General features: G+C 68.8%; 18 protein-coding genes. 11 read left to right on the forward strand and 7 right to left on the reverse strand.

Annotation, left to right across the window (positions count from 1 at the left end):
* The first annotated feature begins 18 nt into the window (after positions 1 to 18).
* The 5 genes from ACTWQO_RS15005 to ACTWQO_RS15025 are packed head-to-tail and all read left to right on the forward strand — an operon-like array spanning position 19 to position 5,402.
* Complete coding sequence (locus ACTWQO_RS15005) at positions 19 to 972, forward strand: succinylglutamate desuccinylase/aspartoacylase family protein (RefSeq protein WP_443237803.1); 954 nt, start codon at positions 19 to 21, stop codon at positions 970 to 972.
* Positions 969 to 2,429: an aldehyde dehydrogenase family protein gene (locus tag ACTWQO_RS15010; protein ID WP_443237804.1), complete on the forward strand. Its 1,461-nt coding sequence runs from the start codon at positions 969 to 971 to the stop codon at positions 2,427 to 2,429. The genes ACTWQO_RS15005 and ACTWQO_RS15010 overlap by 4 nt, the downstream gene beginning before the upstream one ends.
* Positions 2,426 to 3,364 carry an aldo/keto reductase gene (locus tag ACTWQO_RS15015; protein WP_443237805.1) on the forward strand — a complete coding sequence of 313 codons (939 nt, stop codon included), beginning with the start codon at positions 2,426 to 2,428 and terminating at the stop codon, positions 3,362 to 3,364. Before ACTWQO_RS15010 ends, ACTWQO_RS15015 begins: the two co-directional genes overlap by 4 nt.
* Positions 3,365 to 3,423: 59 nt before the next feature.
* A complete protein-coding gene (locus ACTWQO_RS15020; RefSeq protein WP_443237806.1) occupies positions 3,424 to 4,089 on the forward strand; it encodes a haloacid dehalogenase type II in 666 nt (221 codons plus the stop codon).
* Positions 4,090 to 4,118: 29 nt separating this feature from the next.
* Positions 4,119 to 5,402 carry an NAD(P)/FAD-dependent oxidoreductase gene (locus ACTWQO_RS15025; protein ID WP_443237807.1) on the forward strand — a complete coding sequence of 428 codons (1,284 nt, stop codon included), beginning with the start codon at positions 4,119 to 4,121 and terminating at the stop codon, positions 5,400 to 5,402.
* Between the two features lie 9 nt (positions 5,403 to 5,411).
* On the opposite strand, the gene ACTWQO_RS15030 is transcribed toward ACTWQO_RS15025, so the two are convergent.
* Together ACTWQO_RS15030 and ACTWQO_RS15035 are read right to left on the reverse strand one after the other, a co-directional pair.
* On the reverse strand, positions 5,412 to 6,941 hold the full coding sequence (locus ACTWQO_RS15030; RefSeq protein ID WP_210580948.1) for a helix-turn-helix domain-containing protein: 1,530 nt from the start codon (positions 6,939 to 6,941) through the stop codon (positions 5,412 to 5,414).
* A 64-nt stretch (positions 6,942 to 7,005) separates the two neighbouring features.
* Positions 7,006 to 7,203, reverse strand: a complete 198-nt coding sequence (locus tag ACTWQO_RS15035) for a DUF4236 domain-containing protein (protein WP_443237808.1) — start codon at positions 7,201 to 7,203, stop codon at positions 7,006 to 7,008.
* A gap of 260 nt (positions 7,204 to 7,463) precedes the next feature.
* Here ACTWQO_RS15035 and acnA point away from each other — a divergent pair, with 260 nt between their 5' ends.
* Positions 7,464 to 10,181: an aconitate hydratase AcnA gene (acnA, locus tag ACTWQO_RS15040; protein ID WP_443237809.1), complete on the forward strand. Its 2,718-nt coding sequence runs from the start codon at positions 7,464 to 7,466 to the stop codon at positions 10,179 to 10,181.
* Positions 10,182 to 10,251: 70 nt separating this feature from the next.
* Here acnA and ACTWQO_RS15045 read toward each other — a convergent pair whose 3' ends face one another.
* The 5 genes from ACTWQO_RS15045 to ACTWQO_RS15065 all read right to left on the reverse strand — a co-directional run bounded on the left by ACTWQO_RS15045 (position 10,252) and on the right by ACTWQO_RS15065 (position 18,518).
* On the reverse strand, positions 10,252 to 11,271 hold the full coding sequence (locus ACTWQO_RS15045) for a helix-turn-helix transcriptional regulator (protein ID WP_443237810.1): 1,020 nt from the start codon (positions 11,269 to 11,271) through the stop codon (positions 10,252 to 10,254).
* Positions 11,272 to 11,328: 57 nt separating this feature from the next.
* Positions 11,329 to 15,027 carry a S8 family peptidase gene (locus tag ACTWQO_RS15050; RefSeq protein ID WP_443237811.1) on the reverse strand — a complete coding sequence of 1,233 codons (3,699 nt, stop codon included), beginning with the start codon at positions 15,025 to 15,027 and terminating at the stop codon, positions 11,329 to 11,331.
* Positions 15,028 to 15,204: 177 nt separating this feature from the next.
* Positions 15,205 to 16,122, reverse strand: a complete 918-nt coding sequence (locus ACTWQO_RS15055) for an NAD-dependent epimerase/dehydratase family protein (protein WP_443237812.1) — start codon at positions 16,120 to 16,122, stop codon at positions 15,205 to 15,207.
* A gap of 142 nt (positions 16,123 to 16,264) precedes the next feature.
* The gene (locus ACTWQO_RS15060) at positions 16,265 to 17,359 is read right to left on the reverse strand and encodes a lytic polysaccharide monooxygenase auxiliary activity family 9 protein (RefSeq protein WP_443237813.1); all 1,095 of its coding nucleotides are present in this window, start codon (positions 17,357 to 17,359) and stop codon (positions 16,265 to 16,267) included.
* A gap of 172 nt (positions 17,360 to 17,531) precedes the next feature.
* Positions 17,532 to 18,518 (reverse strand): acetylxylan esterase, encoded by a 987-nt coding sequence (locus ACTWQO_RS15065; protein ID WP_443237814.1) that lies wholly within the window; start codon positions 18,516 to 18,518, stop codon positions 17,532 to 17,534.
* A gap of 228 nt (positions 18,519 to 18,746) precedes the next feature.
* Between ACTWQO_RS15065 and ACTWQO_RS15070 the strand changes: the two genes are divergently transcribed.
* The 5 genes from ACTWQO_RS15070 to ACTWQO_RS15090 are packed head-to-tail and all read left to right on the forward strand — an operon-like array spanning position 18,747 to position 23,160.
* Entirely contained in the window at positions 18,747 to 19,739 is a 993-nt protein-coding gene (locus tag ACTWQO_RS15070; protein ID WP_443237815.1) for an ABC transporter permease, read from the forward strand.
* Positions 19,733 to 20,605: a carbohydrate ABC transporter permease gene (locus ACTWQO_RS15075; protein ID WP_443237816.1), complete on the forward strand. Its 873-nt coding sequence runs from the start codon at positions 19,733 to 19,735 to the stop codon at positions 20,603 to 20,605. Before ACTWQO_RS15070 ends, ACTWQO_RS15075 begins: the two co-directional genes overlap by 7 nt.
* A gap of 22 nt (positions 20,606 to 20,627) precedes the next feature.
* Positions 20,628 to 22,283, forward strand: a complete 1,656-nt coding sequence (locus ACTWQO_RS15080; RefSeq protein WP_443237895.1) for an ABC transporter substrate-binding protein — start codon at positions 20,628 to 20,630, stop codon at positions 22,281 to 22,283.
* Complete coding sequence (locus tag ACTWQO_RS15085) at positions 22,280 to 22,969, forward strand: hypothetical protein (protein ID WP_443237817.1); 690 nt, start codon at positions 22,280 to 22,282, stop codon at positions 22,967 to 22,969. The genes ACTWQO_RS15080 and ACTWQO_RS15085 overlap by 4 nt, the downstream gene beginning before the upstream one ends.
* Positions 22,966 to 23,160 carry a hypothetical protein gene (locus tag ACTWQO_RS15090; RefSeq protein ID WP_443237818.1) on the forward strand — a complete coding sequence of 65 codons (195 nt, stop codon included), beginning with the start codon at positions 22,966 to 22,968 and terminating at the stop codon, positions 23,158 to 23,160. The genes ACTWQO_RS15085 and ACTWQO_RS15090 overlap by 4 nt, the downstream gene beginning before the upstream one ends.
* Positions 23,161 to 23,163 lie beyond the last annotated feature (3 nt).

Below are 23,163 nucleotides of genomic sequence, written 5' to 3' on the forward strand. Positions count from 1 at the left end.
GTTTCGGAAAGGAACGACATGTACTCCATCGGTCCACTGACCGTCGCCCCCGGCGAGCGAGCCCAGGGCCTCATCCCGGTCGGTACCAGCAGCTACGGCGTGGAGCTGGGCATCCCGCTGATCGTCGTCAACGGCGTCCAGGACGGCCCGGTCCTGTGCGTGGACGCGGGCGTGCACGGCGACGAGTACGACGGCCAGGAAGCCATCCGGCGAGCCTTGGCCGAGATCGACCCGGCCACCCTGCGCGGCACCGTCGTCGGTATCCCCTGCATGAACACCCCTGCCTTCGAGGCGGCCGCCCGCGCCAGCGGCATCGACCACCTCAACCTCAACCGCATCTTCCCAGGCGACGCCGAGGGCTCGTACTCGCAGCGTCTGGCCGCCACCTTCGTCGAGCAGGTCGTCCCCGCCGTCGACGCCGTGGTCGACCTGCACACCGGTGGCGCCTACGGCGAGATCGCCCCGCTGGTCATCCTCCAGGGCGGCTACGAGGACCTGGCGACGGACCTCGCCCTCGCCGCCGGGCACGAGCTGGTGTGGAAGGGCGGCAAGTGGGGCGGCACGGTCCGCCACCCCGTCCTCGCGGCCGGCAAGCCGGCCATCACCATCGAGTGCGGTGGCGCCACCTACCGCGAGACCAACGTCGAGCACCACATGAACTCGATCCGCAACATCCTGCGCAGCCTCGGCATGACCGACGGCGAGGCGGAGTTCCGGGACACCTACACCACCGTCTCCGGCACCTTCGCCCGCTCCGCCTCCGGCGGCTTCTTCGTCGCCCGCGCCGACCCGGGGGAGACCTGCAAGGAAGGCGACCTGATCGCCACCATCACCGACCACTACGGCAACATCCTGGAGGAGGTGACGGCCCCGCAGGAGGGCATCGTGCTCTGGGTCCGCCGGATCCGTACGGTCCGCCCGGGCGACGAGGTCGTCATCTTCGGTGAGGTCCTGGGGGAGATGCGGCCATGACCGGCGAACTGCGACTGACCGAGCTGCTGATCGACGGCAAGCAGGTGCCTGCCGCCGACGGTCGCTCCTTCGCGGTCCTCGACCCGTCCGACGGGACGACCATCGCCCAGGTGGCGCTGGCGGGCAAGGCGGACGTGGACCAGGCGGTGGCGGCGGCGCGCTCGGCCCTCACCTCCCCCGAGTGGGCCCGCATGCGGGCCGCCGACCGGGGACGGATCCTCTACCGGATCGCCGAGGCCATCCGCTACCAGGGCGAACGGCTGGCCCGCCTGGAGAGCCAGGACGTCGGCAAACCGCTCCGCCAGGCCAAGGCCGATGTCGAGGCGGCGGCACGCTACTTCGAGTTCTACGCGGGCATCGCCGACAAGCTCGGCGGCACGACGATCCCTCTCGGCCCCGGCCTGATCGACTACACGGTCCGTGAGCCGATCGGCGTCTCCGGCCAGATCATCCCGTTCAACTACCCGCTCCAGAACACCGCGAGGGGCTCCGCCCCGGCACTGGCCGCAGGCTGCACGGTGGTGCTCAAGCCGTCGCCCGAAGCGCCGCTCACTCCGCTGGAGATCGGCAGGATCGCCCTGGAGTGCGGTCTTCCGCCGGGCGTCCTGAACGTCGTCCCCGGCGACGGCGAGACGGGTGCGGCCTTGGCCGGACACCCGGACATCAACCAGGTCACCTTCACCGGCTCGGTGCCGACCGGCATCAAGGTCGCCCAGGCCGCCGCGGCCAACGTGGTGCCCTCCGTCACCGAGCTGGGCGGCAAGTCCCCGGTCGTCGTCTTCGCCGACGCCGACTTCGACCTGGCGCTGACCGCCGTCGCGGCCTCGGCCTTCGGCAACGCCGGCCAGACCTGCTCGGCCGGCACCCGGCTGCTGCTCCAGCGCGGCGCCGAGGAGTTCCTCGACAAGCTGGTGGCGTACGCCGCCGATCTGCGCGTCGGCCCGGGGCTCACCGACCCGGACATCGGCCCGCTGGTCGCCGCCCGGCAGCGCGACCGGGTCCTCGGCTATCTGGACCTGGCCCGCGAGGAGGGTGCCGTGGCACGGGCCGGCGGAGGCGCTCCCTCGGACCCCGAGCTGGCCGACGGCTACTTCGTGGAGCCGACGGTCCTGACCGGACTGGACAACCAGGCCCGGTGCGCCCGCGAGGAGATCTTCGGCCCCGTCATCACCGTCATCGAGTTCGACGACGCCGACGAGGCCCTGGACATCGCCAACGACAGCCCGTACGGCCTCGCTTCGTATGTCTGGACGCGCGACATCGACAAGGCGATGCGCCTGGCCGAGGGCATCCGGGCCGGCCAGGTCTACGTCAACGCCACCGGCGTCGGCACCGGCGTGGAACTCCCCTTCGGCGGCTACAAGCACAGCGGCTGGGGCCGCGAGAAGGGCCTTGCGGCACTCGACAGCTACACGCAGACCAAGAACGTCTGCATCGGCTTCGGGAACCGGTCATGAGATACCGCACGCTCGGTGAACGCGGCCCGGCCGTCTCCGTGGTGGGGGTGGGCGGCAACAACTTCGGCAGCCGCCTCGACGAGGACGGCACCAAGGCCGTCGTCCACGCCGCCCTCGACGCCGGGATCACCCTCTTCGACACCGCCGACATGTACGGCGGGGTCGGGGAGAGCGGCACCGGGCGTGGCGACGGCGAACGACTGCTCGGCGCCGCCCTCAAGGGGCGCCGCGACGAGGTCGTGCTGGCCACCAAGTTCGGTATGGAGATGGGCCGGGACGCGGACCTGTACGGGCCGCGCGGCGCACGCGCCTACCTCCGATACACCGTCGAGGCATCGCTGCGCCGCCTGGGCACCGACCGGATCGACCTGTACCAGTACCACGAGCCGGACGGCGTCACCCCGCTGGAGGAGACGGTCGCCGCGCTCCGAGAGCTGGTCGACGAGGGCAAGATCCGGTACATCGGCTGCTCCAACCTCCCCGCCGAGGACCTCACCGCCGCCTTCGTCTCCACCCAGGCCCGCTACCACCTGCTCGACCGCGGCGTGGAGCAGGACCTGATCCCGGCCTGCCTGCGCCACGGCGTCGGCCTGCTGCCGTACTACCCGCTGGCCAACGGCCTGCTCAGCGGCAAGTACCGGCGCGGCGAACAGCCCCCGCCCGGCAGCCGCCTGTCCTGGCGGCAGGGCTGGCTCACCGACGCGGCCCTCGACAAGGCCGAGGCGCTCACCGCGTACGGCGCCGAACGCGGCCTGACCCTCCTCCAGGTCGCCGTCGGCGCACTGGCCGCCCTCCCCGCCGTCGGCTCCGTCATCTGCGGCGCCATGACCCCCGAGCAGGTCACCGCCAACGCGGCGGCGGCCGACTGGATCCCCGACCCGGCCGACCTGGCCGCACTGGACGCGATCGTCGCCCCCGGCGAGCGCGTCGTCTGAAGCCCCCACCCCGTCCCACCCCCTGGAAATCCGGAAACCGCGAGACTGAGGCGAACACCATGCGAGAGATCGTCACCTTCGACGCCTATGCGACCTTGATCAACTTCGAGCTCGCCCCCACGACCTTGAAGGCCATCGAGGACCGGCTGGACCTGGACAACCTGGACGTCGACGAGTTCCTCGACGACTTCCGCGTCATGCGGTTCCAGGCCGTCCTGGAGGCCTACCGCCCGTACCACGAGATCCTGCACTCCAGCCTGCGCAACGCCATGCGCCTGCACGGCCTGGAGTACCGCGAGTCCGACGGTGACGCACTCGTCGAGGCCGTCCCCACCTTCGGTCCCTGGCCGGAGGTCCCGGACGCGCTGCGCCGGCTGAAGACGAAGTACGAGATCGCCATCATCTCCAACACCGACGACAACCTGATCGCGCGGAACGTCGAGAACATCGGCGTCGAGTTCGACTACGTCATCACCGCCCAGCAAGCCGGCGCCTACAAGCCGGACCGCCAGACCTTCGAGTACGCCTTCAAGACCATGGGCGTCGAGCCGTCCCAGGTCATCCACACCGCCCAGGGCTGGGAGTACGACCACATCCCGACCCGCGACCTCGGCCTGAAGCGCCGGGTGTGGATCAACCGCTACGGCCGCCTGGGCAGCTCCGACTACCAGCCGTACGACGAGCTGCCCGACCTGTCCGGTCTGCCGAAGCTCCTCGGCTGCTGAACCTTCGTACGGATGTGAGGACGCACGCCATGAAGCAGATCCCCTACTGGCTGGACACAGCCCCCGCCCTGCCCGACCGCTCCGGCAAGGACCTGCCCGACGAGGCGGACGTGGTGGTGATCGGCGGCGGTCTCACCGGGCTGTCCACCGCCTACCACGCCGCCCGCAAGGGGGCCAGGGTCGTCCTCGTCGAGAAGGACAAGGTCGGCTCAGGGGCCTCCGGGCGCAACGGCAGCATGTGCACCCAGGGCATCACCATCGCCCCCGCGGAGGCCCGCAAGCGCTACGGCCAGGAGCGCGCCCGTGAGTTGTACAACGCCTTCCGCGAGGCGGTCGACGTAGTCGAGGAGCTCACTCGAACGGAGCGCATCGACTGCGACTTCAACCGCTCCGGGCGCCTGGGCGCGGTCTGCAAGCCCGGGCACTTCGAGGGCCTGCGGGCCAAGCAGCGCGACCTGGCCGACAACTTCGGCCACGAGACGGTCGTCCTGAGCAAGAGCGAACTGCGGGCCGAGCTCGGCACGGACTACTACCACGGCGCCCTGCTCGACCCGCTCAGCGCGGGCCTGCACGTGGGCAAGTTCGTCGGCGGCCTGGCGGACGCCGCCGAGCGTGCCGGCGCCGAGATCCACGAGCGCAACGCCGCCACCGGCCTCACCCGCCTCCCCGGCGGCGGCTTCGTGGTGGAGACCCTGCACGGCACCATCCGCGCCAAGCAGGTCATGGCGGCGACGGACGCCTACACCGACAAGTCGATGCCGTGGTTCCGCAAGCGGCTGATCAACGTCGGCAGCTTCATCATCGTCACCGAGCCGCTGGGGGAGGCGCGCGCCAAGGAGCTCATCCCGAACGGCCGTCTGCTGGTCGCCCACAAGAACGTCGGCCACTACGTCCGCCTCACCCCGGACAACCGCCTCGCCTTCGGCGGCCGGGCCCGCTTCGCCCCCTCCAACCCGGCCTCCGACGTCAAGAGCGGTGACATCCTCAAGCGGGAGATGACGGAGATCTTCCCGCAGCTGGCCGGGGTGCGGATCGACTACGTGTGGGGCGGCACGGTCGGCTTCTCCTGGGACCGCATCCCGCACGCGGGCGACATCAACGGCCTGTACTACTCCATGGGTTACTGCGGCCACGGCGTCCAGATGGCCACCTACATGGGCCGCGCAATCGCCGAGATGATGGACGGGAAGCCCGAGGCCAACCCCCTGCGCGGCCTCGGCTTCCCCAAGGTCCCCGTCCCCTTCTACAACGGCACCCCCTGGTTCCTGCCGTTCGGCGGCGCCTACTACAAGGCGAAGGACAAGCTGCTCTGATCCGTCCGGTCAGATGTCCCGGAAGATCTCGATCTGCGCCCCCACGGAGTTGAGCCGCTCGGCCAGATCCTCGTAGCCCCGGTTGATGACGTACACGTTGCGCAGCACGGACGTGCCCTCCGCCGCCATCATCGCCAGCAGGACGACGACGGCGGGGCGCAGGGCCGGCGGGCACATCATCTCGGCGGCGCGCCAGCGGGTGGGGCCCTCGACCAGGACGCGGTGCGGGTCGAGCAACTGCAGCCTGCCGCCGAGGCGGTTGAGGTCCGTGAGATAGATGGCCCGGTTGTCGTAGACCCAGTCGTGGATGAGGGTCTTACCCTGCGCGACGGCGGCGATGGCCGCGAAGAACGGGACGTTGTCGATGTTCAGGCCCGGGAACGGCATCGGGTGGATCTTGTCGATCGGCGCCTCCAGCTTGGAGGGCCGGACGGTGAGGTCCACCAGCCGGGTACGGCCGTTGTCGGCGACGTACTCCGCCGACCGGTCGTGGTCGAGGCCCATCTCCTCCAGCACCGCGAGCTCGATCTCCAGGAACTCGATCGGCACGCGACGCACGGTCAGTTCCGACTCCGTCACCACGGCGGCGGCCAGCAGGCTCATCGCCTCGACCGGGTCCTCGGAGGGGGAGTAGTCCACGTCGACGTCGATGGTCGGCATGCCGTGCACGGTGAGCGTGGTGGTGCCGATGCCCTCGACCTTGACGCCGAGCGCCTCCAGGAAGAAGCAGAGGTCCTGGACCATGTAGTTGGAGGACGCGTTGCGGATGACGGTGACGCCGTCGTGCCGCGCGGCGGCCAGCAGCGCGTTCTCGGTTACCGTGTCCCCGCGTTCGGTCAGCACGATCGGCCGCACCGGGGAGACGGACCGGTCCACCTGGGCGTGGTACAGCCCCTCGGTGGCGGCGATGTCGAGACCGAAGCGCCGCAGGGCGATCATGTGCGGCTCGATGGTCCGGGTGCCCAGGTCGCAACCGCCCGCGTACGGCAGCTTGAAGCGGTCCATACGGTGCAGCAGCGGACCGAGGAACATGATGATCGAGCGGGTACGGCGGGCCGCCTCGGCGTCGATCGCCTCCAGCTCCAGCTCGGCCGGCGGCACGATCTCCAGGTCGACCCCGTCGTTGATCCAGCGGGTGCGGACCCCGATCGAGCCCAGCACCTCCAGCAGGCGGTACACCTCCTCGATGCGCGCCACCCGACGCAGCACCGTGCGCCCGCTGTTGAGCAGCGAGGCGCACAGCAGTGCCACACACGCGTTCTTGCTGGTCTTCACGTCGATGGAGCCGGACAGCCGACGGCCACCGACCACCCGCAGATGCATCGGGCCCGCGTAACCCAGAGAGACGATTTCGCTGTCCAGCGCCTCACCGATGCGGGCAATCATCTCAAGGCTGATGTTCTGGTTGCCCCGTTCGATGCGGTTCACCGCACTCTGACTGGTGCCGAGCGCCTCGGCGAGTTGTGACTGCGTCCAGCCCCGGTGTTGCCGGGCGTCACGGATGAGCTTGCCGATGCGTACGAGGTAGTCGTCTGCCATGAGGTTGAGGTTATCTCAGATATGAGATGGCGCCCGTTGAGGGGGCCATTCGGGTGACGGACCGTCAACGCCGCCTGGTGGTACGGGTACGACGCCACCCGAAGGGTCCGGGCAAATCCACTGATGTCGTACGACGTCCTGTGCTGCTGCGGGTGTGTCGCGGACCGTGCCTGCCGCCGGTGGTGAGGGACCAGGAGCGCCGGTTGATGTTCAGTCGCACCCCCGGCAGGATCCGGAAACTCTTGCGGAACGTGAGGGGCATCCGTGCCTCCTTTCGTTCCGTATCGGATACCCGGAACGTGTGCGGGCATGGCAGATCGCGGCGGGCCGGGCATGACCATCCCGCCCACATGTACTAGAGTTATCTCGACATCGAGATATCTGCCGAGGCGTACCGCAGCCGCACGCCCTCATCGGTCTGGCACTAAGGGTTACCTAACTTAGCCTTACCTTAGCGGATCGGCCAAGACGTCGTGGCGGCAGGATGCGGTGGGAACGCGCACATCAAAGAAGGAGACTGTCGTGTCGGCGAACAGCTTCGACGCCCGCAGCACGCTGCAGGTGGGCGACGAGTCGTACGAGATCTTCCGGCTGGACAAGGTGGAAGGCTCGGCCCGCCTTCCGTACAGCCTGAAGGTGCTGCTGGAGAACCTGCTCCGCACCGAGGACGGCGCGAACATCACCGCCGACCACATCCGCGCCCTCGGCGGGTGGGACTCGCAGGGCCAGCCGTCGCAGGAGATCCAGTTCACGCCGGCCCGCGTGATCATGCAGGACTTCACCGGCGTGCCCTGTGTCGTGGACCTCGCCACCATGCGTGAGGCCGTGAAGGAGCTCGGCGGCGACCCCGCGAAGGTCAACCCGCTCTCCCCGGCCGAGCTGGTCATCGACCACTCCGTCATCGCCGACAAGTTCGGCACCAACGAGGCCTTCGCGCAGAACGTCGAGCTGGAGTACGGCCGCAACCGCGAGCGCTACCAGTTCCTGCGCTGGGGCCAGACCGCCTTCGACGACTTCAAGGTCGTCCCGCCCGGCACCGGCATCGTCCACCAGGTGAACATCGAGCACCTGGCGCGCACGGTCATGGTCCGTAACGGCCAGGCCTACCCCGACACCCTCGTCGGCACCGACTCGCACACCACCATGGTCAACGGCCTCGGTGTGCTGGGCTGGGGCGTCGGCGGCATCGAGGCCGAGGCCGCGATGCTCGGTCAGCCGGTCTCGATGCTCATCCCGCGCGTCGTCGGCTTCAAGCTCACCGGTGAGCTCACCCCCGGCACCACCGCCACCGACCTCGTGCTGACCATCACCGAGATGCTCCGCAAGCATGGCGTCGTCGGCAAGTTCGTCGAGTTCTACGGAGAGGGCGTCGCCGCCACCTCCCTCGCCAACCGCGCCACCATCGGCAACATGTCGCCGGAGTTCGGCTCCACCGCCGCGATCTTCCCGATCGACGGCGAGACCATCAAGTACCTGAAGCTGACCGGCCGTTCGGAGCAGCAGCTGGCGCTGGTCGAGGCGTACGCCAAGGAGCAGGGCCTCTGGCTGGACCCGAAGGCCGAGCCGGACTTCTCCGAGAAGCTGGAGCTCGACCTCTCCACGGTCGTCCCCTCCATCGCCGGCCCGAAGCGTCCGCAGGACCGCATCGTCCTCGCCAACGCCGCCGAGCAGTTCAAGCAGGACGTCCGCAACTACGTCGACAGCGTGGACGAGGCGGGCCAGGAGTCCTTCCCGGCCTCCGACGCCCCGGCCGTCGCCCCGAACGGTGCTCCGTCCAACCCGGTCACCGTCACCGCCCCCGACGGTTCGACGTACGAGATCGACCACGGTGCCGTGACGGTCGCCGCGATCACCTCCTGCACCAACACCTCCAACCCGTACGTCATGGTCGCCGCCGCGCTGGTGGCCAAGAAGGCGGTCGAGAAGGGCCTGACCCGCAAGCCGTGGGTCAAGACCACCCTCGCCCCGGGCTCGAAGGTCGTCACCGACTACTTCGACAAGGCGGGCCTCACCCCGTACCTCGACAAGGTCGGCTTCAACCTCGTCGGCTACGGCTGCACCACCTGCATCGGCAACTCCGGCCCGCTGCCGGAGGAGGTCTCCAAGGCCGTCAACGACCACGACCTCGCGGTCACCTCGGTCCTCTCCGGCAACCGGAACTTCGAGGGCCGGATCAACCCCGACGTCAAGATGAACTACCTGGCCTCCCCGCCGCTGGTCGTCGCGTACGCCCTCGCGGGCTCCATGAAGGTGGACATCACGCGTGACGCCCTGGGCATCGACCAGGACGGCAACCCGGTCTTCCTGAAGGACATCTGGCCCTCCGAGGCCGAGGTCAACGACGTCGTGGCCAACGCCATCGGCGAGGACATGTTCAACAAGTCCTACCAGGACGTCTTCGCGGGCGACGCCCAGTGGCAGGCGCTGCCGATCCCGACCGGCAACACCTTCGAGTGGGACGCGCAGTCGACCTACGTCCGCAAGCCCCCGTACTTCGAGGGCATGACGATGGAGACCACCCCGGTCACCGACTTCACCGGCGCCCGCGTCCTCGCCAAGCTGGGCGACTCGGTCACCACCGACCACATCTCCCCGGCCGGTGCCATCAAGGCCGACACCCCGGCCGGCAAGTACCTCACCGAGCACGGTGTGGAGCGTCGTGACTTCAACTCCTACGGCTCCCGCCGAGGCAACCACGAGGTCATGATCCGCGGCACGTTCGCCAACATCCGCCTGCGCAACCAGATCGCGCCGGGCACCGAGGGCGGCTACACCCGCGACTTCACCGTCGAGGGCGCGCCGGTGTCGTTCATCTACGACGCCTCCCGCAACTACATCGAGCAGGGCATCCCGCTGGTCGTCCTGGCCGGCAAGGAGTACGGTTCCGGCTCGTCCCGCGACTGGGCCGCCAAGGGCACCGCGCTGCTCGGCGTCAAGGCCGTCATCGCCGAGTCGTACGAGCGCATCCACCGCTCCAACCTCATCGGCATGGGCGTCCTCCCGCTGCAGTTCCCGGAGGGCGCGTCCGCCGAGTCCCTCGGTCTGACCGGCGAGGAGACCTTCGACTTCACCGGCGTCGAGGAGCTCAACAACGGCACCACCCCGCGCACGGTCAAGGTCACCACCGACACCGGTGTCGAGTTCGACGCGGTCGTCCGCATCGACACCCCCGGCGAGGCCGACTACTACCGCAACGGCGGCATCATGCAGTACGTGCTGCGCAGCCTGATCCGTAAGTAGGCTGCCCGGTACGACAGTTGAGGGGCCGCACCCCTGGATGGACAGGGGTGCGGCCCCTCGCGTCATACCGTCACACCCAGCCGCGTTGCGCCGCCCGTACCCCCAACTGGAAGCGGCTCGCCGCGCCCAGCCGCTCCTGCAGTTCGCTCACCCGCCGACGCAGCGTCCGCAGGCTCACCCCCAGGTGCCGCGCCACCGCCTCGTCCTTCATGCCCGCGGCGAGAAGCCTCGTCAACGCCCGCTCGCCCTCGGTGAGTTCACCGTCGGCGACCGGCTGACCGAGCGGCGTCGCCTGCTGCCAGGCCAGTTCGAAGAGCTTCTGCAGTGCTTCGGTCATCGCCGAGTGCCGTACGACGACGGCGCAGTAGCCGCCCGCGGCCGAGGCGGTCAGCGGCAGCATCGCCCGGCGGCCGTCGACCACCAGCAGTTTGACCGGCACGGTGGGCAACACCCGGGCCTGCTCGCCGAGTTCCACCATCTTCCAGGCGTGGTACAGCACGTCCGGGTCCTCCAGGGCGGTGGCCGCGTACACCGTGCGGTAGACGATGCCGCGGCTGAGCAGATCCGCCTGGAGGTCCAACTGCGGGGTGCGCGGGGCGAGATACGGAGGAGTGTCGAAGACGCACACCTCGTGCTCGGCGCGCGCGTACATCTCCTCCAGGCGTGCGGCGTTGGCGCTCTCGCCCGACACGACGTCGACGAGGCGCGACGGTTCCTCACGCAGCAGCCCCGCCTCGTACGCCGTCGCCATCTCGTCGGCGGTTGCGGCGAGCAGCTCGGACTCGGTCTCGCGCCGCCGGATCAGGGCGCGGATCGCCACGCGCGGATCGACGGCCCGTAACCCACCCGTGGAATCCGGCGGTTGGAGCAGACCGAGCGTGAGCAGCCGGTCGCAGGCCTCGCCCACCTGGGCCGGGGACACGCCGGCGAGCCGCGCCCAGCCGGCCGCGCCCGCATCCGGCTGATGGAGAATCGCCTGGTACAGCAGCTCGTCGAAGGCGGAGACCCCCACCGCGGCCCAGGGGCTCGCGGCAGGGGTCTGTCTGAGTGCCGTTTGTCTGAGTGCCGAGTCGTATGCCGTGTTCACCATGGCCCGGCACGGTAGAGGATCTTTGTTAAAGCTGTCGCACCGCTTTTGGCGGCGCTCCTACTTCAGGCCATACGCCCGCAGCACGGTCTGATCGACCTGGTTTCCGGCACCGTCGGAGGCCTGCGCGCGCAGCGACACGAACTTCGCGCCCTTGGGGTGCTTGATCTCGGCCTTGCCCTTCCGGACCTTCGTCTCCTTCCAGGACGCGCCGTCGTCGTACGAGACCCAGGCCTTCAGGGCCTTGGCCTTGACGCTCCCCTCCTGATCCCGGACGGAGAGCCCGAGCTCCAACTCCCGCTTGGACTCAGCACGGTTGAGGAGGTCCAGCCCGTCCAGGTCATAGCCGACGGAGAGCAGGGGCAACGCCGCCGCCTCGTCGGTGTGTGCCGAGGCGAAGGACCACTCGGTGTGGGTGCTCGTCGAGTACGGCGTCCAGGCGGCCTTGCGCTGGGTGTCGAGCACGAAGCGGTACGAGGCCTTCGCCGCCGGGACGTCGAAGACGCCGTACCCGCCGATGGTCGAGTCGCCGACCAGCTGACCGTCCGCGTAGAGCTTGCCCTGCGCGGTGTCGTTGACGTCTCTGACGTACCCGTAGTGACCGGGCGTCGCGTCGCTCAACTCCGGCACCTGGAGGGTGAGTTTGTCGCCGGTGCGCTCCGAGAGGCCGTACTCGGTGCTCGTCGCGGGGCGTACCACCTGGCGCAGCCAGTCCTCGCTCGGCTGGGTGCCCGCCTTGCCGTAGGTCCGCAGGGTGTTCCACTGGCCCCCGTTCGACTCCCAGGACGGGTAGACGGTGTGCCAGACGCGGGTGTCGGGGCTCACGTTGAAGTACTCGGTGCGTTCCCGGCCGAGTTGCATGTAGTCGCTGGTCTCGACCGCGACCAGCTGCCAGGGGCGGAAGGTGTACACCGTGTCCGCCCCCAACTCGCCCTTCCTGCCCGCGTGGTAACGGCTCGTCACCTTCGCCGTGGTGGAGCGGTCCAGAGTGTACGTCTGGTCCGGTGAGATCGCTCCGGACTGCGGGAGGGTCACGTTGTAGACGTACGGGCTGACCTCTGTCCCGCCCAGCTTGAGCGTGACTTTCTTGCCGCTCTTCAGCAGGGTGGTGAGCTTCTCGCCGTCCTCGCCGGTGGCGATCATCACCGGCATCGTCGCCTTGTCCACGGCCGTGAGCCAGTGGCCGGCCTTCTTGCGGTACGCGATCAGATAACTGGCGCCCGCCTCAGCCGCGTTGGCCATCGCCTCGTCCGGCCCCCACGTGTCGGCGGGGACCCCGACCACCACCGCCTTGCCCTTGACGTCCAGTCCCTTGAAGTCGGCCGCCGTGCCGGCGCCCGCGTACACCGCTCGCACCTTCCGGTCACCGGTGATCTTCACCGGGAAGTCGTTGTACGTGTTCGCGTATTCGAGCGGCAGCGCGTACTTCTCGGGACTGGTGACGCTCGCCGTCAACTCCTTCGCGTACAGACGGAACTTGGCGTAGAACTCGAGGGTTCCCTCGGTGACCTTCTCGGTCGGCGCCACATAGAGGCGCTCGGTCCAGGGGCCTTGGCTGTACGTCAACCCCCAGGAGCTGCCGGGCCCTTCGCGATGCCAGGAGGTGCTGAAGCCCTGGTGCTCGGCGTCCTCCTTGGTCTTCGGCTTGATCTCCACCGCCTTGCGGGCGTCCAGCGTGACCTCGGTGTCCCCGTCGACCTTGATCTCGGGATTGCCGACGACCGACGTGCCGACGGCCACACCGCCCGCGTCCGGGTCGGCGATCCAGGTGGCGATGGAGTACGTACCGGACGGGACCTCCCAGGTGCCGGTGGCGCCCAGGAAGCCGTAGGTGTTGGCGTAGGCGCCGTTGAGCTCCTGCAACGTGTAGAGCGACGCACCGGTGGTCGGCTTGCCGTCGCGGCCCACGAGGGAGACCTTCAGGGCGTACGTCTTCGGCGCCTTCTCGAAGCCGACGCCCGTCGTGACCAGGATGCCGTCGGCGGTCGCGGTGATGTGGCCCGTGTACCGGCCCTGGGCCGCCTGCGCCGGATCGACGCTGACCGGGACCGTTGCGGTGCCCTTCGCGGGCACGGTCACGGTGCCGGCCCCCAGGGTGACGTCGGCGAGGGACGACGAGAGCTTCAACTCCACCGGCGCGTCAGTGGTGTTGGTGTACGTGATGTCCTTGCTGTCGACCTCGGTGTCACCGTCCTCGTACTTGCCGAAGCTCAGCGCCGAGGTGGCGAAGACGTTCTGCTTGACCGCCCGCACGGCGTCGACGCGGCCGTCTCCCTGCTCGAACACGGAGTTGGCGGCGTTCGTCTTCGCGGTACTGGCCAGGGCCTGCTTGATCTGCTCGCCCGTCCAGTCCGGATGGGCCTGCGCGACCAGCGCCGCCGCGCCCGCCACGTGCGGGGTCGCCATCGAAGTTCCGTTGGCCGCCGTGTAGTTGTCGTCGAGCGGCGTGCCCATGGAGGTACCGGAGGCGCGGGCCGCCGTGATGCCCACGCCGGGCGCGGTGATCTCCGGCTTGACCGCGAAGTCACCGAGACGGGGGCCACGACTCGAGAACGAGGCGAGCTTGTCGGACTTGTCGACCGCGCCGACCGTGAGCGCCGAGTCGGCGATGCCCGGCGTACCGACGGTCTGCGCCCGCGGGCCCGAGTTGCCCGAGGCGATCACGAAGAGGGTGCCCGTCGACGCGGAGAGCTCGTCGACCGTCTCGCTCAGCGGGTCCGAGGGGCCGGAGGCCGTGCCGCCGAGGGACATGGAGACGATGTCGGCGCCGGAGTTGGCCGCCCACTCCATGCCGGCGATGATCCACGACGACTGGCCGGAGCCCGCGTTGTTGAGGACCTTGCCGACCATCAGCTCCGCGCCCGGTGCCACGCCCTTGCGCTTGCCGTCGGAGGCAGCGCCGGAACCGGCGATCGTGGACGCGACATGGGTGCCGTGGCCGTGGCCGTCCTGCACCTCCTGATCGGGCACAAAGGTCTTCGATTCCGTGATCTTGCCCGCGAGGTCCGGGTGTCCGGTGTCCGCGCCCGTGTCCAGGACGGCGATCTTGACGCCCTTGCCGTCGTAGCCCGCCTGCCACACCTCGGGGGCGCCGATCTGCGGGACGCTGACGTCGAGGGAGGCCTTGACCTTGGCGTCCAGCCAGAGCTTGTCGAGGCCGCCGTCGAGCTGCCTTGCCGCCTTGGCCGTGGGCTCGGCGGCCGTCTTCTCGGCGTCGGGGGCGACGTCCGCCCAGAACTTCTCGGCGGTGGACTTCTTCGCGGTGAGCGCGGCACCGTCGATGCCGGGCAGGGACAGCGTCCTGCGCGCGCCCTCGGGGGTCGTGTTCCCCTGGCGATAGGTGGCGATCAGCGGGATGGCGCCGGTCTTCGAGTCCGCGTACCCCTGCTTGACGAGCTGGGTGACGTTGAACAGGGCCGGGTCGATACGGCCCGCCTGGAGCAGCGGGATCGCGTCGTTCGGTACGACACTGACCTCGCCCTCCTGCTCGCTCGACAGGAAGGTGGCGAACTCGCGGCCCTTGCCGCGGCGGACGTCGACGGCGGACTTGCCGTCGGCGGCGGTGGTGAGGGTGACCGTGTCGCCGGTGATGAGGGTGACGGTCTGGGTGCTGGTGGTGCCTGGCGCGGTGGCGCTCGGCACGGGCGTGGCACCCGGCTCGGTGACCGGGGACTCGGGGTCGGCCGTCGCGGGCGCGATGGCCCCCGCGAGCAGTCCGGCCGCTCCTGCCACGGCCCAGAGGGCGTGGAGTCTTCGCATGTGTGGACTTCCTCCCCTGAACACTGAAGTCGCTTCCGGCCTGGTGAGTCAGCGGAAGCCAGTGATCAGGGTGAGCGCCGTGGGGACTGCGGCTCAAGGGATTCCTGTGGCCGGGGCGTGCCAATGCACCCTTCGGCCATGGCTGTTGACGGTCGGCGTGATCAACGCTCGGCCCGGTTACGCCAACTCCTCCTTGAACCCCAGCCGCCACGACGGGTAGCGCAGCTCCCAGCCGAGTTCCCGCCTGGCCCTGGCGTTGGAGAAACCGTGGCTCTCGGTCATCATCGCCACCGCGAACTCGCCGGCCAGCAGCTTGGCCAGCCACTTGGGAACCCGCATCGGCCGCTTCGCCCCCGCGCACGCGGCCAGGTACGGCAGCCACTCGCGGACCTGGGCGGGCTCGTCGTCGACGATGTTGAACACGCCCCTCGCCCGCTGCTCCATGGCCAGGACGGTGGCGCTCGCCGCGTCGTCGAGGTGCACCCAGGAGGTCCAGCCGCTGCCGTCCCCCACGAGCGGGAACTTCCGCTTGCGCACCATCTCGACCACGTCGTCGCTCGCACCCGGCCCGTAGAACCCGCCGTAGCGCAGGACCGTGCCGCCGGCCTTGGGCACCACGTCCTGGATGTGCAGGACACCCGCCGAAAGCCTGCGCACGATCGCCACCGTGCCCGGGTCGATCGGGTCCTCCTCGGCCAGCAGCCCCTCACTGGGCCCGTAACTCTGCGCGAAGCTCTGCACGAGCACATGGGGCACGCCGGTCGCCTCGGCGGCGGCCAGCAGATGATCCGTTCCCTCGATGCGCAGCCGGTTGGTCGGGGCGAAGAACCGGTCCGGGTGCCGCATGTCGGGCTTGCCGGTGCCGAGCCCGGTCATCTGGTGCACGATCGCGTCCGGCTGGGCCTGAGCCACCGCTTCCCGGACCGACACCCCGTCCAGCCCGTCCATCACGACGCCCTGAGCGCCCAGCTCCGCCAGCAAGCCCAGCTTGGCCGCGCTCGTCGTCGTAGCCGTCACCTGGTGGCCCCGGGCCACCAGCTGCGGCACCAGCCGCCGCCCCAGGGCTCCGCTTCCGCCCGCCACGAACACCCGCATGATCGTCACCTTCCCGCTGCAAGGTCTGTCTCTACGGGGGACGAGCCGGCCGGAGCGTTTTGTGACATCGGCGGAAGGGCCTCCCGCGTGGACAACGCGGGAGGCCCTTTTCTGCGTTTGTACGGACGACGCGAACGGCCGCTCAGCCGACCCGGCAGGGCAAGCTCGTCGCCGTATCACCGCCGGAACCGTTGACGACGTAGCCGAACGTCGTGCTCTCGCCCGGATCCAGTGATCCGTTCCAGCCGGCGTTGTGGACCATCACGTTCTGTCCGTTGTACGTCGGGCTGCCGCTCCACAGACTGTCGACCTTCTGGCCGCCCGGCAGCGTCCAGTCGACCATCCAGCCGAGCATCGGGACGTCGCCGGAGTTGGTGACGGTCACCTCGGACTGGTAGCCACCGCTCCAGCTGCCGGTCGTCTTCCGGGTGGCCGTGCAGGTGCCCGGCACCGGATCGGTCGGGTCGCCGGGCTGCTTGATGCCGGTCACCTCGCCGTTTCCGCCGTCGAAGACGACGTCGGAGCAGGAGTAGAAGGTCTCCGCGCTGTCCGAGCGCTGCCACACCATGTAGATGATGTGCCGCCCCGACTTGCCCTCGGGGAGCTGCCCGGACCAGGAGTAGTTGGCCTCGACCGTGCCCGGCGAACCGTTCAGCGGCGGGTGGTCGACGCTCAGGAACGGCCGCTCCTCCATGTCGTCCCAGGTGAGCGTCGTGGTCGGATCGAAGCCGTCCTTGGTGATGTAGACGTGGAACCAACCCGGGTGCGCGGCCCAGGCGTTGTACGAGAAGTCGACGGTCGCGCCCGAGGTCAGATGGGTCAACGGCCAGTCGGCACTGGGAGTGTTGAAACCGGTGAAGTTGGTGTTTCCGCCGCTGCACAGCTCGCCGTCCGGCACAAATCCGCGGGTGCGGCCGGCGCCGTCCGAGCGCAGCACGGAGAACCAGTTGTAGAACGGCGTGGTGCCGCTCACCTGCTGGGCCGTCTTGCAGGCCGGGTTCACGGGCTTGATCTCACCGGTGTCGGTCAGCCCGTCCTGCCAGCACAGGAAGGTGCGGCTGCCGGGCTTCATGGGGGTGCCGTGGGCCTCCGCCTCGCCGCCGGCCGTGAGGATCAGGCCGAGGGCCGGGATCGTCGTGAGCAGGGACAGCAGGACGAGGAGAAGGGCTCCGCGACGGGTCGGGAGCGGTAATCGGGGTCTGGGGCGGGGAGTTGAAGGTGATGTTGTCACGAGCATGACAGTCCTACGTCCCTTCGCTCGGCGGTCGTGAGGAACGTGCGCACATGGATGCGGAGGATGGGAGCAGTCCTGGGCGGGTTCCGGTCCACCGATTGTGGGAGCGCTCCCATCCGCCGCTGTGGGGAAAGTAGCGCTGTGTTGCCCACTTGTAAACGCTTGACGCAAGTGGTCAGCCCAACAGGTCCCGGAGCCAGGCCAGCTGGCCGCGAACGTGAAACGCGTCGCCGCCCTCGTGGCCGTTGAACGGGTAGGCGTGGATCTCCTTGCGGGGGTCCGCGCCGCTCAGCTCCGCATAACGGTTCCAGGCGGCGTACGTACCGCTCGGCGGGCACACCGTGTCGCGCAGGCCGACCCCGAAGTGTGTCGGGGCGTGAGCGCGGCGGGCGAAGGAGATGCCTTCCAGGTACGAGAGCGTGCGGTACGCGGCCTGTTCGGCGCCGCGGTGGACGGTGAGGTACGCGACGATCTCGCCGTACGGGCCCGTGTCCGCGAGGTCCAGTGCGCGCTGGATGCCGCACAGGAGTGGTGCGGTGACCAGGGCCGCCGTCAGGTCCGGGACGAGTCCGGCGACGGCGAGAGCGAGGCCGCCGCCCTGACTGTTGCCGACGGCCGTGATCCGTGAGCGGTCCACGCCGGGCAGGGCACGGACGGCGGCGACGGCACGTACGGCGTCGGTGATGAGACGCCGGTAGTGGTGGTCGTGCGGGTCGAGCAGGCCGCGCACCGCAGGGCCGGGGCCGCCCGGTGCGGTGGCGTGCGGGTCGGGGGTGTCGCCGCCGTTGCCGTACTGGTCGCCCTGGCCCCTGTTGTCCATGAGTAGATGCGCGTAACCGGCGTTCACCCAGGTCAGCCGCTCGTGCGGGAGGCCGCGTCCGCGCCCGTATCCCGCGAACTCGACGACAGCGGGAAGTGGTTCGGGCGTCCCGGCGGGCCTGCTGAACCAGGCACGCACCGGTTCGCCCGCGAAGCCCCGGAAGGTCACGTCCCAGGTCTGGGTCAGCCGCAGTCCGGTCTCCACCGGATTGACCGACACCAGGGGTTCGGCCTGCCCGGCCTCCTTCAGGGTGTCCCGCCAGAACGCGTCGAAGTCGGCCGGCTCGTCGAGGTCCGGGCGGTGGTGCTCCAGTTCCGGCAGGGGCAGGTCGAACGCTGGCACGTCGGCACCTCGCAGGAGTCGGTTGGAATTCGGAAACTTGCGGTGCGAGTCATGGCTGGGCCTCTGTGACCTACCCGCTCGGCGGCGCGTTCCAACGCTGCCCTCTGTCCCCAACCGACCGATGCGGCACCCATTGACAGCGCTTTCTGAGGGCTTTAAGTTGCCGCGAGTTACCGGTAAGCGCTCGAAAGTTTCGGTTCCGTGCAGCCGCCTTCGGGAGGACCGAGCATGAGCACCCCCACGAGATCGACGCCATCGCCCGGCACCCAGGAGACGCCGACGCCGAAACCCCGGACCTCCGCCAAGTCCCGTCCCGCGCACAACGGTTGGCGACGGGCGCTGCGCAGGGACTGGCAGCTGTACTCGCTGGTCGTACTGCCGCTGCTGTTCTTCCTGGTCTTCCGCTATCTGCCGATGATCGGCAACGTGATCGCCTTCCGGCGCTTCGAGCCGGGCGGGTCGATCTTCGGCGAGGAGTGGGTGGGCCTGCGCTATGTGCGGATGTTTCTCTCCGACCCCACCTTCTGGCAGGTGTTCCGCAACACTTTGTGGCTCGGCGGGCTCACGCTCGTGTTCTGCTTCCCGATTCCGATCGTGTTGGCGCTTCTGCTGAACGAGGTGCGCCGGCGGGCGCTGAAGCGGTTCGTGCAGTCGGTTTCGTACCTGCCGCACTTCCTGTCGATCGTCATCGTCGCGGGCATCACCATGCAGATGCTCGCCACGGACGGCCCGGTCAACCACGTCCTCGGCTGGTTCGGCCACGACCCGATCCGGTTCATGCAGGAACCCGAGTGGTTCCGCACGGTCTACGTCGGCTCCGAGATCTGGCAGACCGCGGGCTGGGGCACGATCCTCTACCTCGCCGCGCTCACCACCATCGACGAGGACCTCTACGAGGCCGCGCGCATCGACGGGGCCAATCGCTGGCAGCAGATCTGGCACGTCACCCTGCCCGGCATCCGGCCCACCATGATCACGCTGCTGATCCTCAACATCGGCACGTTCATGGCGGTCGGCTTCGAGAAGGTCCTGCTGCTGTACAACCCGCTGACCTATCCGACCGCCGACGTGATTTCGACGTACCTCTACCGGACCGGTGTCGAGTCCAACAGCTTCAGCTACGCCGCCGCCATCGGCCTGTTCGAGGCGATCATCGGCCTGGTCCTCATCACGTCCGCCAACCAGCTCTCGCGCCGCACAGTGGGGACCAGCCTGTGGTGAAGCCGAGCCGTTCCTATCGGGTCTTCCAGGGCGCCAACGGCGTGATCCTGACGCTGGTCGTGGCCGTGACCCTGTACCCGTTCGTCAACATCATCGCCCGCTCGTTCAGCGGGGAGCGCCAGATCCGCGCCGGTGAAGTGACGCTGTGGCCCAAGGGGTTCAACCTCACCACGTACAAGATCGTGTTCCAGGACTCGATGTTCTGGCGGAACTACGGCAACACCGTGCTCTACACGGTCGTATCCACCACTGTTGCCATGGTTCTGACGACCTGTTACGCGTACGTCCTGTCGAAGAAGCGCCTCAAGGGGCGCACGGCGCTCGTCGGTGTCGCCGTGTTCACCATGTTCTTCACCGGCGGCCTCATCCCCAACTATGTCCTGATCACCAGCCTCGGCCTGAAGAACAGCGTCTGGGCGATCGCGCTGCCCAACGCCATCAGCGTCTTCAACCTCCTGGTGATGAAGGCCTTCTTCGAGAGCCTGCCGAGCGACCTGGAGGAGGCCGCGCAGATCGACGGCCTGAGCACGTACGGCATTCTGCTGCGGATCGTGCTGCCGCTGTCGAAGGCGGTCGTCGCGACGATGGTGCTGTTCTACTCGGTGTCCTTCTGGAACTCCTGGTTCAGCGCCTTTCTCTACCTGGACAAGTCCGAGCTCATGCCGGTCACCGTCTATCTGCGCAACCTCATCTCGGGCGCCACCACGGGCGGCAACGCCGGTGCCGCCGACGCACAGCTCAGCCAGGTGGGGGTGAACATCCAAGCAGTCACGATCGTGCTGACCTCGCTGCCCATCCTCTGTGTCTATCCGTTCGTCCAGCGCTACTTCGTCTCGGGCGTGATGCTCGGCGCGGTCAAGGGCTAACAAAGGAGTGCCCATGCCATCCGTGAACAACGCAGGACAGCTGTCGCGGCGTCAGATACTCGCTGCCGCGGGATTCATCGGCCTCGCCACCCTCACCGGCTGCGGCAGCGGCGACGACGGAGGGGACTCCAAGGACCTGTCGAAAAAGCAGAACGGCGCGATGAAGGAACACCGCGTCGGCCAGCAGTTCAAGGCGACCAAGCCGCTGTCGTTCTCCATCCTGCACAACAACAACCCGGTCTACCCGATGAAGGACAGCTGGCTGTTCTGGAAGGAGCTCACCAAGCGCACCGGCGTCACATTCGATCCTGTCGCCGTCCCCCTGGTCGACTACGAGAAGAAGCGCAGCGTCCTCATCGGCTCGGGCGACGCCCCCTTCCTGATCCCCAAGACGTACCACCCCTCGGAGGTCGCGTTCGTGTCGTCCGGCGCGATCCTGCCGGTCAGCGACTACCTGCACCTGCTGCCGAACTTCCGGGACAAGGTCAGGCGCTGGAAGCTGGAGCCGGAGATCGACTCCTACCGGCAGGCCGACGGCAAGCTGTATCTGCTGCCCGGCCTGCACGAGAAGGCCAGGTCCGGCTACTCGCTGGCGCTGCGCACGGACGTCCTCGACCGGCTCGGGCTGAGCCTGCCAAGTACCTGGGACGAGGTGTACGAGGTCTTCAAAGCGATCAAGGAGGAGTACCCGGACCGCTACCCGTTCTCCGACCGCTGGAGCAAGAACACGCCCTACCCGGCCGCCGCCCTGTTCAGCTACCTCGGCCAGGCGTACGGCGTCCGGGCGGGCTGGACGTACGACAACATCAGCTGGGACGCGAACGCGCAGAAGTACGTCTTCACCGGAGCGACGGACGCCTTCCGGCAGATGATCGAGTACGTGCGCAAGCTGGTCACCGAGAAGCTGGTGGATCCGGAGAGCTTCACCCAGACCGACGACGAGGCCGCGCAGAAACTCCTGGGCGAGAAGTGCTTCGCGATCAGCGCCAACCCGCAGGTACTGGTGCAGGAATACCGGTTCAACCTGCAAAAGCAGGTCAAGGGCGCGGAGATCGAGATGATTCCGGTGCCGCTCGGCCCCGCCGGCCCGATCGTGCTGGGCGGCGTCCGGCTGGAGAACGGCGTCATGATCTCCAGCAAGGCGCTCAAGAGCGACCGCTTCGTCGCGATGATGCAGTTCGTGGACTGGCTGTGGTACTCGGACGAGGGCCAGCGGTTCGCGCGGTGGGGCGTCGAGGGCGTCACGTACACCCGCTCCGGCGGCCAGTACAAGGTCAAGGACGGCATCAGCCTCATGGGCTCCGACCCGGACGCCCCGAAGGACATGCAGAAGGACTACGGCTTCTACAACGGCGTCTTCGCCTATGGCGGCAGCTGGGAACTCGTCTCCTCCATGTTCAGCCCCGACGAGAAGAAGTTCCAGGACGCCATGTCCCAGCGCGAACAGACGCCCATCGGCCCCGCCCACCCGCTGCAGTCCTTCGAGCAGGAACAGGCCTCCCTGTGGGAGACGCCGCTCAGGGACCACGTCACCCAGAACACCCTCCAGTTCGTCCTCGGCAAGCGCTCGCTGTCCGAATGGGACGCCTATGTGGCCGAGTTGAAGGCGAAGAACATGCAGCAGTTCGTCGACCTGCACAACAAGGCGTACGAACGCTTCAAGAAGGAGAACGGGTGAGCGGCGTCGGCGTACGCGCGGACGGCTTCGGCACCGGCGTCCTCTCCCGCGCCGCCGCACTGATCCACACCCTCGTCACCGTCGAGGCGCTGCTGCTTCTCGTCGCCTCACCGGGCCCGGCCGGGCTGCTGTTCCTCGGCGCCGATCCCTCGAACCTGCCCCTCGTCGCCGTATGCCTGCTGCCTCTCGGCCCGGCCCTCTCCGCGGCCCTGTACGCCCTGCACCACCGAGACCGCGACCTCATCGACCTCCACCCGGCCCGCACGTACGGGCGCGGCCTCAGGCTCAACACCGCGCCGGTCCTCAAGCTCTGGGCGCCCCTGCTCGCCTGGCTGACCGTCATCGCCTTCACGCTGACCCACTTCTACGCGACCGGACTGCCCGGCTGGTGGGCGGTGTTGCTCGGCGCGATCGGCGCCGGCTCGCTGCTGTGGGGAGCGCACGCGCTGGTCCTCACTTCGCTGTTCGCCTTCCGCACCCGCGACACAGTCCGCCTCGCGGCGTACTTCCTCTTCCGGCACGCCCGCGCCACCCTCGCCGCCGCCTCACTGCTGGTGCTGACGGCTGTGTCGACCGCCCTGCTGACCGAGGCCCTGCCCGCCCTGCTGGCCGCCCCGCTGCTGCTGTCCCTGCTGCACAGCAGCCGCCCGGTGATCGCCGAGACCGAGGAGGACTTCACCGGATGAGCGCGCCCCGCACCCCGAAGATCCCCTTCGGCGGCGACTACAACCCGGAACAGTGGCCGGAGGAGGTGTGGGACGAGGACCATCGCGTTCACGACTCCGTTGGCGCCGACATACAACCGTGCGCGTCCCTCGTTCAGGTGATCGACTTCGAACGTGCGGTGCCGTTTCGCGCAGGTGTGTACGTTCGGTGATCG

The sequence above is a fragment of the Streptomyces sp. 4N124 genome (genome assembly GCF_052245395.1).
Classification (GTDB): Bacteria; Actinomycetota; Actinomycetes; order Streptomycetales; family Streptomycetaceae; genus Streptomyces.

What these genes read in the sequence shown, in the direction of transcription:
- ACTWQO_RS15005 (WP_443237803.1), top strand. Translation starts at nt 19, where the DNA reads ATGTACTCCATCGGTCCACTGACCGTCGCCCCCGGCGAGCGAGCCCAG.
- ACTWQO_RS15010 (WP_443237804.1), top strand. Translation starts at nt 969, where the DNA reads ATGACCGGCGAACTGCGACTGACCGAGCTGCTGATCGACGGCAAGCAG.
- ACTWQO_RS15015 (WP_443237805.1), top strand. Translation starts at nt 2,426, where the DNA reads ATGAGATACCGCACGCTCGGTGAACGCGGCCCGGCCGTCTCCGTGGTG.
- ACTWQO_RS15020 (WP_443237806.1), top strand. Translation starts at nt 3,424, where the DNA reads ATGCGAGAGATCGTCACCTTCGACGCCTATGCGACCTTGATCAACTTC.
- ACTWQO_RS15025 (WP_443237807.1), top strand. Translation starts at nt 4,119, where the DNA reads ATGAAGCAGATCCCCTACTGGCTGGACACAGCCCCCGCCCTGCCCGAC.
- ACTWQO_RS15030 (WP_210580948.1), bottom strand. Translation starts at nt 6,941, where the DNA reads ATGGCAGACGACTACCTCGTACGCATCGGCAAGCTCATCCGTGACGCC.
- ACTWQO_RS15035 (WP_443237808.1), bottom strand. Translation starts at nt 7,203, where the DNA reads ATGCCCCTCACGTTCCGCAAGAGTTTCCGGATCCTGCCGGGGGTGCGA.
- ACTWQO_RS15045 (WP_443237810.1), bottom strand. Translation starts at nt 11,271, where the DNA reads ATGGTGAACACGGCATACGACTCGGCACTCAGACAAACGGCACTCAGA.
- ACTWQO_RS15050 (WP_443237811.1), bottom strand. Translation starts at nt 15,027, where the DNA reads ATGCGAAGACTCCACGCCCTCTGGGCCGTGGCAGGAGCGGCCGGACTG.
- ACTWQO_RS15055 (WP_443237812.1), bottom strand. Translation starts at nt 16,122, where the DNA reads ATGCGGGTGTTCGTGGCGGGCGGAAGCGGAGCCCTGGGGCGGCGGCTG.
- ACTWQO_RS15060 (WP_443237813.1), bottom strand. Translation starts at nt 17,359, where the DNA reads ATGCTCGTGACAACATCACCTTCAACTCCCCGCCCCAGACCCCGATTA.
- ACTWQO_RS15070 (WP_443237815.1), top strand. Translation starts at nt 18,747, where the DNA reads ATGAGCACCCCCACGAGATCGACGCCATCGCCCGGCACCCAGGAGACG.
- ACTWQO_RS15090 (WP_443237818.1), top strand. Translation starts at nt 22,966, where the DNA reads ATGAGCGCGCCCCGCACCCCGAAGATCCCCTTCGGCGGCGACTACAAC.